At 45.5% G+C, this 13,371-nt stretch carries 12 protein-coding genes; 8 read left to right on the forward strand and 4 right to left on the reverse strand.

Annotated elements, in window-relative coordinates:
* The first annotated feature begins 164 nt into the window (after nucleotides 1-164).
* The 3 genes from K4I03_RS06235 (at nucleotide 165) to K4I03_RS06245 (ending at nucleotide 2,418) form a co-directional block, all read left to right on the forward strand.
* Nucleotides 165-959, forward strand: a complete 795-nt coding sequence (locus K4I03_RS06235; protein WP_223310467.1) for a CPBP family intramembrane glutamic endopeptidase — start codon at nucleotides 165-167, stop codon at nucleotides 957-959.
* Nucleotides 949-1,704: a CPBP family intramembrane glutamic endopeptidase gene (locus K4I03_RS06240; protein WP_223310468.1), complete on the forward strand. Its 756-nt coding sequence runs from the start codon at nucleotides 949-951 to the stop codon at nucleotides 1,702-1,704. The genes K4I03_RS06235 and K4I03_RS06240 overlap by 11 nt, the downstream gene beginning before the upstream one ends.
* Nucleotides 1,705-1,779: 75 nt before the next feature.
* Nucleotides 1,780-2,418 (forward strand): TetR/AcrR family transcriptional regulator, encoded by a 639-nt coding sequence (locus K4I03_RS06245; RefSeq protein WP_061592255.1) that lies wholly within the window; start codon nucleotides 1,780-1,782, stop codon nucleotides 2,416-2,418.
* A gap of 316 nt (nucleotides 2,419-2,734) precedes the next feature.
* Here the strand turns inward: K4I03_RS06245 and K4I03_RS06250 are convergent, their stop codons facing one another.
* From K4I03_RS06250 to rnhC, 4 genes are all read right to left on the reverse strand, one after another.
* Nucleotides 2,735-3,679, reverse strand: a complete 945-nt coding sequence (locus K4I03_RS06250; protein WP_223310470.1) for a hypothetical protein — start codon at nucleotides 3,677-3,679, stop codon at nucleotides 2,735-2,737.
* Between the two features lie 98 nt (nucleotides 3,680-3,777).
* Nucleotides 3,778-6,141 (reverse strand): SF1B family DNA helicase RecD2, encoded by a 2,364-nt coding sequence (gene recD2 / locus K4I03_RS06255; RefSeq protein ID WP_227964058.1) that lies wholly within the window; start codon nucleotides 6,139-6,141, stop codon nucleotides 3,778-3,780.
* A gap of 59 nt (nucleotides 6,142-6,200) precedes the next feature.
* Entirely contained in the window at nucleotides 6,201-6,830 is a 630-nt protein-coding gene (gene lepB, locus K4I03_RS06260; protein WP_002901501.1) for a signal peptidase I, read from the reverse strand.
* A 3-nt stretch (nucleotides 6,831-6,833) separates the two neighbouring features.
* Complete coding sequence (gene rnhC / locus K4I03_RS06265; protein WP_227964059.1) at nucleotides 6,834-7,724, reverse strand: ribonuclease HIII; 891 nt, start codon at nucleotides 7,722-7,724, stop codon at nucleotides 6,834-6,836.
* 188 nt (nucleotides 7,725-7,912) lie between these two features.
* Here rnhC and K4I03_RS06270 point away from each other — a divergent pair, with 188 nt between their 5' ends.
* The 5 genes from K4I03_RS06270 (at nucleotide 7,913) to K4I03_RS06290 (ending at nucleotide 13,327) form a co-directional block, all read left to right on the forward strand.
* Nucleotides 7,913-8,203 (forward strand): hypothetical protein, encoded by a 291-nt coding sequence (locus K4I03_RS06270; protein ID WP_002919703.1) that lies wholly within the window; start codon nucleotides 7,913-7,915, stop codon nucleotides 8,201-8,203.
* 10 nt (nucleotides 8,204-8,213) lie between these two features.
* On the forward strand, nucleotides 8,214-8,765 hold the full coding sequence (locus K4I03_RS06275; RefSeq protein WP_002901497.1) for a CvpA family protein: 552 nt from the start codon (nucleotides 8,214-8,216) through the stop codon (nucleotides 8,763-8,765).
* 54 nt (nucleotides 8,766-8,819) lie between these two features.
* A complete protein-coding gene (locus K4I03_RS06280; protein WP_227964060.1) occupies nucleotides 8,820-11,153 on the forward strand; it encodes an endonuclease MutS2 in 2,334 nt (777 codons plus the stop codon).
* Nucleotides 11,154-11,163: 10 nt separating this feature from the next.
* Nucleotides 11,164-11,808, forward strand: coding sequence for a GNAT family N-acetyltransferase (locus K4I03_RS06285; protein WP_227964061.1), 645 nt, complete (start codon nucleotides 11,164-11,166; stop codon nucleotides 11,806-11,808).
* Between the two features lie 100 nt (nucleotides 11,809-11,908).
* Nucleotides 11,909-13,327, forward strand: coding sequence for a C69 family dipeptidase (locus tag K4I03_RS06290; protein WP_227964062.1), 1,419 nt, complete (start codon nucleotides 11,909-11,911; stop codon nucleotides 13,325-13,327).
* Nucleotides 13,328-13,371 lie beyond the last annotated feature (44 nt).

Here is a 13,371-nt window from a genome sequence, read left to right on the forward strand (position 1 = left end):
TTGGCGCAGGTCTTTATTTTTTATAACAAAACAAACCGAATGGTCGGATTTTAAAAATCTGCGTTTCAAAACAGGCAATCATCTGAAAGACTGAGAGTAAAGGATGCCTTTGTCCAGTTTTCGGATGACTTTTCACTATTCTACATTTGATAAGGAGTTATCGTATGAACAAACAAACACATGTAGAGCCAGAGACAAGGCATATCCTGCCCTTTCTGGCCTGGACTTTTGGCATTAGCTGGGGATCCTGGCTGATTCTGTATATTTTATCTGCGCTGCAGGTCACTAACGGGGCAGAAACTCTGGGAACTGCCTTTATCTTGATAGGGGCTTTTGGCCCAGCTCTAGGGAGCTTTATCAGCCTTAACATTTCTAAACCGAAGCAAATGCTGTCCTTTATCTTTTCTCATGCTAAGGGCTGGTGGATTTATATGCTGGCCTTCTGCCTGGTTCGGGTTTTGACCCTTTTTATCGCCAATCCTGTATTACCGCCGCTCAATGCCATGCTCATGTTTCCTCTGGGCTGGACCTTTATCACCTTTGCCGGCGGCGGCAATGAAGAGTTGGGCTGGCGGGGAGTGCTGCAGCCAGCTTTGGAGAAGAAGTTTTCTTTTCCGATTGCTACGGTCATCACAGGTCTCATCTGGGTTGCCTGGCATCTGCCCCTCTGGCTGATTCCGGGAACAGGTCAAAGCCAACTTTCCCTGCCTTTTTATACTCTATTTTGCATCATGGCTAGCTTTTGTCTGGCCGTTCTATATAAGCAGACGGTGTCTGTTTTTGCCTGCATGGTCTTTCATGGCTGTATTAACTTTGCGCAGACAGTTATCGTAGGAGCAGCTACCAAGGGCGGAACGTCTCTTAGTTTTCATGCTGCGAATGCCGTGATGACAATTTTGCTGCTGGGCTGGTGGTACTGGAAGGGCAATCGGAAAGGAGCTGAGAAAGATGCAAGCTAGAAACTATAAAGATTCCTCATCTGTCAAGCAAATTCTAATTTTTCTGCTTTGGACTTTTGGTATCACTTGGTCTGCGTGGATTCTCTCGGCTGTGCTGAAAGGGCGAGTGCCGTTGCTTCCTCCGCTGCTCACGATAGTGGGAACATTTGGTCCTGCTATAAGTGCCAAGCTTGTCTTAGGTAAGTCTTTGAAAGAAATGCTGGCTTTTATCAAGTTTACTAGGAAAAGAAGCTGGCCTTATCTATTGATTTTTGTGGGGCTATACACGATTTCCATTGCCTTTGTGACCAGGCCGCTGCCAGGTTTGAATCTTTTGAATGTCTTGGTTCTGGCTCTGGTAACCACTCTCTTGACAGGTGGTAATGAAGAAATTGGCTGGCAGGGCTTCCTGCAGCCAAGTCTGGAGAAGATCCTGCCCTTCCCTTTGGCAACTGTAGCAACTGGGTTAATCTGGGCTGTCTGGCATCTGCCCCTCTTCTTTACCCCCGGCAGCAGTCAGGCAGGGACCTCTCTTCTGGTCTTTACAGCATTTTGCCTGCTCGGCCGTTTCTGGCTGGCAGCCCTTTACAAGACCAGTCAGTCTGTCCTCTATTGTGTCCTCTTTCATGGGCTCATTAATACAATTGGCGAAGGCATCTTTGTAGGCAAGGGGACGGAAAATCCGCTCTTTTTCCTAGGCTATATCTTGATGGCGGCTTACAGTATCTATCTTTGGTATCAAAGGGATCAGCAAGACAAGGCTTAAAGATATTTTTATGATTTTGTATTTCTCCGGCTTTTTTGGTAGAATAAAGCTATATTAGAAACAAAGGGGAACAGAATGGCGCAGCGAAAAGACAAATCCCAGGCCATGAGAGAAAAAATTTTAAATACAGCAACCCAGCTCTTTATCCAAAAGGGGTCCGAAAAGACCAGTATGCAGGATATTGCTCAGACGGCAGGCATTTCCAAGGGGGCTATCTACCATCATTTCAAGTCAAAAGATGAGATTGTCCTGGCGGTGATGAGGAGCCGGCAGGAGCTGATGGAAGAAGAGATGAAGCAGTGGCTCAAGGCTACGGAAAATCTGACCGGTAGGGAGCAGCTGCAAACCATCCTCAAGTCTAATCTGGAAAGTCAGACAGCCCGGGCCATGGACGGCATTGTGGAAGAGTACGAGCAGGATGCAGGTTTTATTTTGACCATGATGCGGGACAATCTGCGGATAGGCTCCCCTCTGGTCAGCGATATTATCAAAAAAGGCATGGCAGATGGGTCTATCCAGACTCAGTATCCGGACCAGGCTGCGGAAGTCTTTCTGCTGCTGGTGAACTTCTGGATGAATGAGACTGTTTTTGAAAGCGATCCTGAAAAACTGCCAGAACGCATCCATTTTCTGCAGTTTATGATGACCTCGGTCGGCATGGATATCTTTACTGACGAGCTCCTGCAGCACTTTAGCCAGAAAAATAAGGCATAAAAAAAGGCGATAGGACAGAACTAAAAAATTTAATTCTGTCCCAGCCTTTTTATTTATGTGCTGAATATACTGTGGATATCTTCCTCGGTCAGGCCGATTAGGGGGTCGATTTTCAGAGAAAAGTTTTGAAAAGCAGGCTGAGCGTCTCCGCTTTATCCGCTTTATGCTGGAATCTATTGGCATTGATATTCTTAGTGACGATCTGATGGAACAGACTCTGACATACTTAAAACGAAGCTAAGCGATGATTGGTACACCGAATTTTCCAAATACAATTGTAGAAAGTTAATATAAAGAGGACAGAAAACTGTCCTCTTTATAATTCAATATTTGGAAATTTTTCATGGATTTGATTTTTTAAACGAGTTAAAGCAAGATCAGTTTTAGAAACGTTTTGATGTCTTAGAGGCAGTTTCTCTTCGTTGCCATCAGAAAGGACAACCCGAATCTCATTTTTTCTGATGATTGGAAAGATAGAAATCATGAATGAATTGCTATGATGATAAATTGTTAGCGCGTCATGTATGTCACATGTTTTAAAGCTAGATTTGTAACTGACCAGATGATTCTTGTAAAAGAAGACACGGATATCTGGGTCAACATAGCCACCATTGTTTTCAATCTGATCCAGCGTTTCATTCAACTCGGGATAGAGTCTGTAAAAATCATTCAATCTTTTATGGTTTAAGTAATAACGGATGAACCCGATCAGAATGCAGAATATAGCAATATAGGTGAAGAAAGTGAAGGAAGTTGTTCCACTTTTTTGGAATTCTTTGTCATCAGAGAGAGTGATGTAGTATTTCAGTTGTTGGTTATTTTCATCATTAAATAGATGAGAGTTCATGATTTTAGCGTAATCAGGAATACCTGAAGCTGAGTGTACAGAGGCAATCAACCATTTTGGCTCTCCTCCTAAAGTATTCGCTTTTTCTAGTTCATCTACGAAGCGGCTAGTTGAAGAATCATTGCGCAGGCCAACATCGGCTTCCCTACCATTTTTATCTATATAAGTTACTCTGTAGAAATAGGTTGAGTCATGATCTTCTTTTAACTCTGCAACCGGTCCATCAATATGAGTAATTTGTATTGCTTGGCTGTAGGAGGTGTCAGAGATTTTTGCAGAAAGAATTTTTCCTTCTTTTCGCAAGGTTTCCACACTGATATCCTTAATTCTTGTTGATGAACGGGTACCAAATAAAATGAGACAGCATCCTACAAGCACCCATTTTATTAGAGAGGCATATTTATTGTATTTCATTAATATCTCCTTTGAAGAAAGTTAATTGTTGTTTTGTCTGGTCTGGTCGTATAGCCACATTTTAGCATTATACACAGAGCAAAGAAGGGAGTCAAGGATTACTTAAAAATTCCCTTTATATCTTCTTCTCTTATCCCAATCATAGGGTCAATTTTCTGGAAGTTTTCCTCAGTTAGGACATAGTTTTCCACAGGTGTTTTCATTTTTTCCACAGGATTGTGGATATTGCTTTCGGCTTGCGGGAGGTCTCCAAAGCGCTCGATGAGATAGGTTTTACGGGCGGTGCCGGTGTTTTTTGCAGCATAGTCAAAGGCTGCTTTTTCCCCAAGCAGGATCAGCTTGCTCTTGGCGCGGGTGATAGCGGTGTAGATGAGGTTGCGCTGCAGCATCCGATGACTGCTCTTGGTGATGGGCAAGATGACCACGGGAAATTCACTGCCCTGAGACTTGTGGATGCTCATAGCGTAGGCCAGGCGAATCTTATACCACTCACTACGCTGATAAACAAGTTCATTGCCATCAAAGTTAATGGTCAGCTCGTCCTGCTTGGAGTCGGTGTACTTAGCAGGCAGCAGATCGCTGATATAGCCTAAGTCACCGTTGAAGACATTGCTTTCGGCATCATTGACCAAGTGGATAACCCTATCTCCTTGGCGATACTGACAGTCGGGAGCTTCAAAGGTCAGTTCCTCTTTCTCTACAGGATTGATGAGATTTTGCATAAGATTGTTAATCTGGTCGATACCGGCTGGCCCCCGATACATAGGTGCCAATACCTGAACATCTTGAGCTGGGATACCGCTGCGAATGGCTGCGCTAGCGATTTTCTCAATCATAGGCGGGATATGCTCATTTCTAGCTTCAAAATAAGAGCGGTCCGCTTTTTTATCTGTAAAGTCTGCTGGCAAAATGCCCTTCTGAATCTGGCTGGCCAGTGTGACGATTGTAGACTCCTCGCTCTGCCGATAGATGGTTTCCAGCTTGGTCTGTGGGATAGTCGGTATCTGCAGCAAGTCCGCTAGTACCTGACCCGGACTGACAGAGGGTAGCTGGTCCGCATCTCCTACAATCAAGAGCTTGGTCTGCGAGGAGATATTGCTGAGCAGCTGATTAGCCAACCAAGTATCCACCATGGAAAATTCATCCACAATGATAAAATCAGCATCCAGATAATCATCCAAATGACTGGTATCATCATCGCCAGTCATCCCCAAGTGGCGGTGGATAGTAGCACTAGGAAGACCGGTTAATTCGTTCATGCGCCGAGCAGCACGTCCAGTGGGAGCCGCTAGCAGAATAGGCAGATCATTGACCTTTCGCAGATCCAAACCGCGAAGCTGGGCGTAGACTGCGATGATACAGTTGATAACGGTAGTTTTTCCAGTACCCGGTCCGCCGGTTAGGATAAAGACCTTTTGATTGATAGCCTGACGGATGGCTTCTTTTTGGATACTGTCATAGGAGATGCCGGAGCTTTCCTCCACTTGCTGGATAGCTGTAGTAATCTTATCTGGATCGAAAGAATCTTGCTTGCCTTTTTCCAGCAGACGGACTAGATTACTCCTTATTCCTTCTTCTGCAAAAAATAGGCTGTTTTCAAAGATCTTGGTCTCTACATTCTGGACCTTATCTTCCTCAATTAGATGGGCCAGCTCATCAGCGACTAGACTAGGGTCCAGCTCCACTTGGCGTGAGCTTTCTAAGAGCTCGATGGTATGTTCTAGTAAATCACGAGCTTCGACATAGGTATCTCCCCGCTCCATGGACTGGGTCAGCAAGGTGTGGACAAGACCAGCCCGAAAACGCTCAGGGGCATCACTTTGGATCCCCAGCTCTTCTGCCAGATGGTCAGCAATTTTAAAGCCGATTCCCTGAATGTCCTCTACCAGCTGATAGGGATATTTTTCGACAATATCCAGCGTTTCTTCCTTGTAGGTATCCTGGATTTGAAAAGCCAGCTTATTGGGAATGCCGTAGGCTGACAGTTTGGCTAGTACCATCTCAGTTCCGTAGTTGAGTCTGAGCTTGGCGACAAAGGCCTCGCGGTTCTTAGCTGCTAAGCCGTTTATCTGAGTCAGCTTTTCCGGCTCCGCTAAAATCTTGTCAATGGTGTCCTCGGTATCTTCTCCGTAGAGTTGGACGATTTTTTGAGCAGTCTTGACCCCGATGCCCTTGAAATGGTCACTGGAGAAGTATTTTACTAGGCCTTTGCTGCTGGGTTTTGCTCGCTCATAGCGGGAAATTTTCAGCTGCTGGCCATATTTGGGGTGCTGGACGAGGCTGCCCCAGAAGGTGTAGTCTTCGCCTTCCATGACATCTGCCATAGAGCCGGTGACAATGATTTCAAAATCTTCAAAATCCTCGGCATCCGTATCCTCAATATCTAAGAGCAGGATGCGGAAAAAGTTGCTGGGATTTTCAAAAATAATACGTTCAATCGTTCCTGAAAAGTAAAATTCCATAGTTTATAGGTTCTTCTTTTAAAACGAACTCAGCTGACGTTCAACTGAGTTCGGTATGCTTAATAGGTCTTAAAAGGCAGCAGTGGCCAGAAGCGGAACTTGGCTTCTCCCTGGATTTGTTCTTTTTGGAAGGTACCGACTTGGCGACTATCCTTGGAAACAATCCGGTCGTCACCCAGAAGCAGGTATTCATCATCCAGAAGCTTGATAGTGAAGACAGGGCTGCCTTCACTATCAACAGTGAAAGCTTGAGCCTGAGCTGCGAGTTTTCTGAAAAACACACCATTGTCATCATAATCATCCCCAGTATAAGTGGATTGGAGCTTGTCTTCTTTGAATTTTTTGATGTAGTCCGTCAGGTAAGGCTCGTCTGTTTTTTTGCCGTTGATGTAAAGAGTATCATTTTCATACTGAATAGTATCACCCGGCATACCGATAACCCGCTTGACAATCTCCTTGGTCGTTCCGTCATTATCTGTCTCAGTGGCGACAACGATATCAAATCGGTCAATAGACTGATATTTAAGCACAAGTAGATATTCCCCATTGGCCAGCGTAGGGTCCATAGAGTGGCCATCTACCTTTACAGGGGACCAGAGATAGAGCCGTGATAGGATAATGATAGAGATAAAGATGATAAAGAGCCCCCATTCTTTGAGAATGACAACGGCAGTATTTGATTTTTTCATAGGTTACCTTTCTAGAAGTTTTTGTGCTTTTTCAGTATTTTTAAAGTGGAGTTTAGCAGAATGCTGCAGGCCGGCCATTCCATAGGCTCGAAGAATCTGGCTGGCAACATGATCGCTCTTGCTTCCGGCTCCGCTGGGCAGGGTATAGCCTAACTCTTGACTGAGATTTTCTAGGTTTTCTAGAAAGAGGTCGCGAGCGATAATAGAGCTAACTGCAACAGCTAGGAACTTTCCTTCAGCCTTTTCAATCAGACTTACCGGATTTGGGAAATGATTTTTTTCCTGCTTTAGGTATTTATTGTAGTTTTGCTGGCTGGTAAAGGCATCGATGACGATTTTTTCGGGATTGATGCCTTTCTGCAGCAGTAGGTAGATAGCTTGATTATGTAAGGCTACCTTGACAGAGACGGCGTTGTAGCCAGAAGCGATGACTTCGTTGTACTTCTCTGGCGATAGGAGCAGAGCTTGATGGGCAATCTTTTCTTTCAAGACAGGAGCTAGTTGGCGAATCTTGCTATCGTTCAAGGTTTTAGAATCACCGACACCCAGTTTTCTCAGAAAGTCGTGCTGGTCTGGAGTAACGAAAGAAGCTACGACGGCTAGACCTCCAAAGTAGGAGCCGTTGCCGACCTCATCGGTCCCAATGAGGGCAAAATTCTGAGAAGCAGGACTAGAACTGGATTTGTCTGCTTGATGGTCAAAAAAGCCAGCGTAGTGAGCAGCTTTTGCCCCTTGAAAGAGAACTTTTCCGGAGCTAAAGACACTGACCGTCGCCTGATCCAGCCGGAAGAAATATTGAATATGTGGGTTCTTGCTGGGAGCCAGCTGGCTCTGATATTTCTCAACAAAAGCCTGAATTTCTTGCTGTTTTGGACTGAGGGTGATACTTTCCATACCCCCTATTGTACCATAAAAAGGAAAAGTCGAAAGTCATAAGATTGAAAATCCTACAAAAATTTTGTAGGAGAGCACCGCTGCTTGCTATGTCAAAAAAGATGAAAAAGAAAGTCCCTGTCTTGTTCCCAGTGTTTTTATAACTGACAAAGGGCTTCTTTTTTGATATAATACAATGAGGTGATTTTATGGCAAATTTGAATCGATATAAATTTACATTTGGAAACAAGACCTTAACTCTAACAACAGAACACGATAATCTCTTTATGGAAGAAGTAGAACGGGTAGCAAAGGAAAAATACAAGGCTATCAAAGAGCAGATGCCTGCGGCAGATGATGAAGTCCTGGCGATTTTGCTGGCGGTCAATAGCCTATCTACCCAGCTCAGCCGCGAGATTGAGTTTGATGACAAGGAAAAAGAACTAGAAGATTTTCGTCACAAAATGCTCAGTGAGCTGAGAGAAAAGTCGGGTAAATAGAGGAGAAATAATGCTTTCTATTATTATTTTACTAATATTAGCCTGGAGCTTTTATATTGGCTACTCGCGTGGTATTGTTCTGCAGGGCTATTATGCTGCTGCAACCATGGTTTCTATGCTGGTGGCTGGAGCTTTTTATAAGAGCTTGGCTAAGTTTATCAGCCTCTGGGTGCCTTATGCCAGCGCGACTCAGGGCTCTTCGACCTATTTTTTCCCTAGCTCCCAACTTTTTCACTTGGACCAGGTTTTTTATGCTGGTTTGGCCTATCTCATTATTTTTACGGCTGTCTACATCCTTGGGCGCTTTTTCGGGATTTTTGCGAATCTGATTCCCTACCCCAATAAGCTGGATACCAAATGGTACAATGTGACCAGCGGAGCCATCGCTGTTTGCATCTCTATTTTTGTTTTGGGAATGTGCCTGACTATTTTAGCGACGGTGCCGATGGAGATGGTTCAGGAGCGGCTCAACAGCAGCTTCATGATTCGCTTTATTGTCAAGTATACCCCTATCACATCCAATATCCTCAAAGATCTCTGGGTGAATCAAGTTATCGGATAAAAGACGACTCAGTTGGCCTGCTAGCTGGGTTCTTTTTTACTAGAAAAGAAAATTATGAACACAAAAATTTTAGAAACCTTAGAATTTAAGAAGATAAAAGAACTGTTTGCTCCCTATCTTTTGACTGAGCAGGGGCAGCTGGAGCTGGGCCTGCTTTTGCCGACCAGTAAGAAGGAGACGGTAGCTTCAGCTTTTCTGGAAATGACAGATATGCAGCAGATTTTTGTGCAGCATCCGCACTTTAGTCTGGCCGCGACTCAGGATGTCACTGCCTTGACCAAGCGCTTGGAGCTGGAGAGCGACTTGAATATTGAGGAGTTTTTGGCTCTCAAGCGCGTCTTGGCTGTGACTCAGGAGCTCAAGTCCTTTTATGATGACTTGGAAAATGTGCACTTGGAAAAGCTGGACCGTCTGTTTGAGAATCTGGCTGTTTTCCCTAAGCTGCAAGGAAGTCTGCAGGCTGTTAATGATGGAGGCTTTATTGAAAGCTTTGCCAGCGAAAGTTTGAGCCGCATTCGCCGAAAAATTCAAGAAAATGAAAACCAGGTGCGGGAAATTCTGCAAGAGATTCTCAAAAACAAGGGAGAGATGCTGGCGGATCAGGTAGTAGCCAGCCGGAATGGCCGCAATGTGCTGCCCGTGAAAAATACCTACCGCAACCGCATTTCTGGTGTGGTTCACGATATTTCTGCCAGCGGCAATACCGTCTATATCGAGCCTAGAGCAGTTGTCAATCTCAACGAAGAAATTGCCAGCAGTCGGGCGGACGAGCGTTATGAAATTCAGCGGATTTTGCAGGAATTATCAGACCTCTTCCGTCCCCATGCAGCTGAAATTGCCAACAATGCTTGGATTATCGGACATCTGGATCTGGTGCGTGCCAAGGTCCGTTTCATGCAGGAGACGGGAGCGGTGGTGCCAGACCTGTCGGAAGAGCAAGACATCCAACTGCTCAGTGTTCGTCATCCCTTGATTGAAAATGCAGTGGCTAATGATTTGCATTTCGGGCCAGACTTGACAGAGATTGTCATTACCGGGCCTAATACCGGTGGTAAGACCATCATGCTGAAGACCTTAGGCTTGGCTCAGATCATGGCCCAGTCAGGATTGCCGATTCTGGCGGATCAGGGGAGTCGCGTCGGGATTTTCAGTCAGATTTTTGCAGACATTGGTGATGAGCAGTCGATTGAGCAGAGCCTGTCGACTTTCTCTAGTCACATGACCAATATCGTATCTATTTTAGAGGAGGTTGATAGCGAGAGTTTGGTTCTGCTGGATGAGCTGGGAGCTGGAACTGACCCGCAGGAGGGAGCAGCTCTGGCCATTGCTATCTTGGAAGACTTGCGGTTAAGGCAGATTAAAACCATGGCGACGACCCACTATCCTGAGCTCAAAGCCTATGGGATTGAAACGGACTGGGTGGAAAATGCCAGCATGGAATTTGATACAGATAGTTTAAGGCCGACCTATCGCTTTATGCAGGGAGTGCCTGGTCGATCTAATGCCTTTGAAATCGCTCGGCGTTTGGGCTTGTCGGAAGTTATCGTTGGCCATGCCCAAGAGCAGACTAACACAGACAGTGATGTTAATCAAATCATTGAGCGCCTTGAGGAGCAGACGCTGGAAAGCCGCAAGCGCTTGGATAATATCCGCGAGGTGGAGCAGGAAAATCTCAAATTTAACCGAGCCCTCAAAAAACTTTACAATGAGTTTAACCGAGAAAAAGAAACCGAGCTCAATAAAGCGCGATTAGAAGCCCAAGAAATCGTTGATTTGGCTTTGTCAGAGAGTGAGAGTATTCTCAAAAATCTCCATGATAAGTCCAGTCTCAAACCACATGAGATTATTGAAGCCAAAGCGCAGCTTAAAAAGTTGGCACCAGAAACCGTTGATTTATCAAAGAATAAGGTGCTCAAGCAGGCCAAGAAAAATCGGGCGCCCAAGGTGGGAGATGATATCCTAGTCACCAGCTATGGTCAGCGGGGAACCTTGGTCAAGCAGCTCAAGGACGGCCGTTGGGAAGCTCAGGTCGGTCTCATCAAGATGACTCTAGATGAGCAGGAATTCAACTTACTCAAAGCTGAAAAGGAGCAGCAACCTAAGCGTAAGCAGGTCAATGTGGTCAAGCGGGCCAATACTGCTGGACCCAAAGCCAGGCTGGATCTGCGTGGCAAACGCTATGAGGAGGCTATAGAAGAGCTTGATGCCTTTATCGATCAGGCCCTCCTCAATAACATGGCTCAGGTGGATATTATCCACGGTATCGGGACCGGCGTCATCCGTGAAGGGGTGACAAAATATCTCCGCCGCAACAAGCATGTGAAGTCTTTCGGCTATGCTCCGCAAAATGCCGGCGGCAGCGGTGCAACGATTGTGATCTTTAAGTAAGAGGCCAGAAATGAAAATACAAACCTATGACTCGACTTATGAGAAAAGTTGGGTTTATACAAAGGCTTTGAGTTATCTCTTTTCGCCTTTCTTTGATGATATGAGCCGTCGCAAGGATGAGTTTACCGAAGAACCTTACCAAGATTCAGTTGAGCTCATAGCAGTGGAAGATGATCAGGTTGTGGGGCTTCTAGATATCGGGATATACACCGAAGAAGCAAGTCATTCTTATGCATATTATCCGGGAGAAAAGATAGCTTACTTCGCTAATCTGGCTGTCCATCCTGATTTTCAGAATCAAGGGATAGCCAGTCAACTCTTTCAAACTGCTTGGGAGCAGCTGCAAGAAAATAATGTTGAGGCCTTGATCATCTTTACCAGAGACGGAGAGCAAGCGAATCATCTCTATCAGAAGTGGGGCGGCAAGCTGATTTGTCAAGATTATTTAGTTGTCGGACGCCTCAAAGATCAAATACCGTTTTCTTTCAGCGTTGATACTAAGCAGCGGACAATCTGTCTGACAGACAAGTCAGGAAATCCCTTAGGCTATTATCAAAGAGAAGGGCATTATATTGTCTCAAGGAAAGAAGATTTAGAGCATTTTGATATTGATGAGCTTTACAAAGAGCATACCTATGTCTTGAAAATCGAATAGGGCATTGGAAGTTTCAGCGAAGAGATAACAGCAGGTTCTTTTATGAGGGCCTGCTTTTTGCTATAATGTAAGCAGCATAAAGTGTTTCGGAGGGAAAATAATGAGAATAAAGCATGCATCAGATTCTTGCACGACTATTTTGGTGGGGAAGAAGGCCAGTTACGACGGTTCAACCATTGTGGCTCGTACAGAGGATTCACAAAACGGGGTCTTTACACCCAAGAAATTTGTTGTAGTGGAGCCACAAGACCAGCCACGCCATTATCAGTCTGTTTTAACGTCCTTTGAGATGGATTTGCCGGACAATCCAGTCCGCTATACAGCAGTGCCAGACGCAATTCCCAAAGATGGTATTTGGGGAGCTGCTGGAATTAACAGCTACAATGTTGCTGTCAGCGCAACGGAAACGATTACGACCAACAGCCGCGTACTGGGGGCTGACCCTTTGGTAGAGTCAGGTATCAGCGAGGAAGATATCCTTACGCTGGTTCTTCCCTATATCAAGACAGCTCGCGAAGGGGTTCTTCGTCTAGGGAAAATCCTAGAGGAATACGGTACTTACGAATCCAATGGGATTGCTATTTCGGATGTCAATGAGATTTGGTGGCTGGAAACCATTGGCGGCCACCATTGGATGGCGCGGCGGGTGCCGGATGATGCCTATGTGACCAATCCTAATCAGCTGGGTAGTGATTATTTTGAATTTGACAATCCAGAGCACTTCCTCTGTCATCCAAATCTCCAAAAGTTTATCGAGGAAAACCATCTCAATCTTAATTACTCGGACGAGGGCTTCAATCCGCGCTATGCTTTTGGCAGCCAGAAGGATAAGGACCGCCATTACAATACGCCGCGAGCTTGGGATATCCAGCGTTTTCTCAATCCAGAAGTGGAGCAAGATCCAAGGAGTTTCTTCATTCCATGGTGCCGCAAGCCATACCGCAAGATCACGATCGAAGATGTCAAGTATGTCCTGAGCAGTCACTATCAAGATTCGCCTTATGATCCTTACGGAGCAGAGGGGGACCACCACAGCAGACGGGCCTTTCGGACTATTGGGATTAATCGGACAAGTCAGACAGCTATCTTGCAGCTACGCCCTAATCAACCACAGGAAGCGACTGGGATCCAGTGGCTGTCCTACGGCTCCATGCCTTACAATACAGCTGTTCCTTTCTTTACTCAGGTCTCGACAACGCCAGACTATTTTGCCAATACGACGGACAAGGTTTCAACGGATTCTTTCTACTGGGCCAATCGACTCATTGCTGGGTTGGCTGATGCTCATTTTAGCAGTCATGTCGGAGACTTGGATGATTATCAGGAAAAGACCATGGCCTGGGGTCATGAAATGATTGGTCGGGTAGACCGAGCTCTGGCCAAGGGCGAGGATGTGGATTTTGAAGCTGAACATCAAGCCATGAGCGACAAGGTGCAAGAAGCGACAGACCAGCTCTTGGAGAAAGTACTCTTGGATGCCAGCAATCTCATGACCAACCATTTCTCACTGAGTGACTAAGGTCCTATCCGTAGCAAATATTTTTCTTTCTCTTGCTTTTGGTG

This window comes from Streptococcus sanguinis (assembly GCF_020729725.1).
GTDB lineage: Bacteria > Bacillota > Bacilli > Lactobacillales > Streptococcaceae > Streptococcus > Streptococcus sanguinis_V.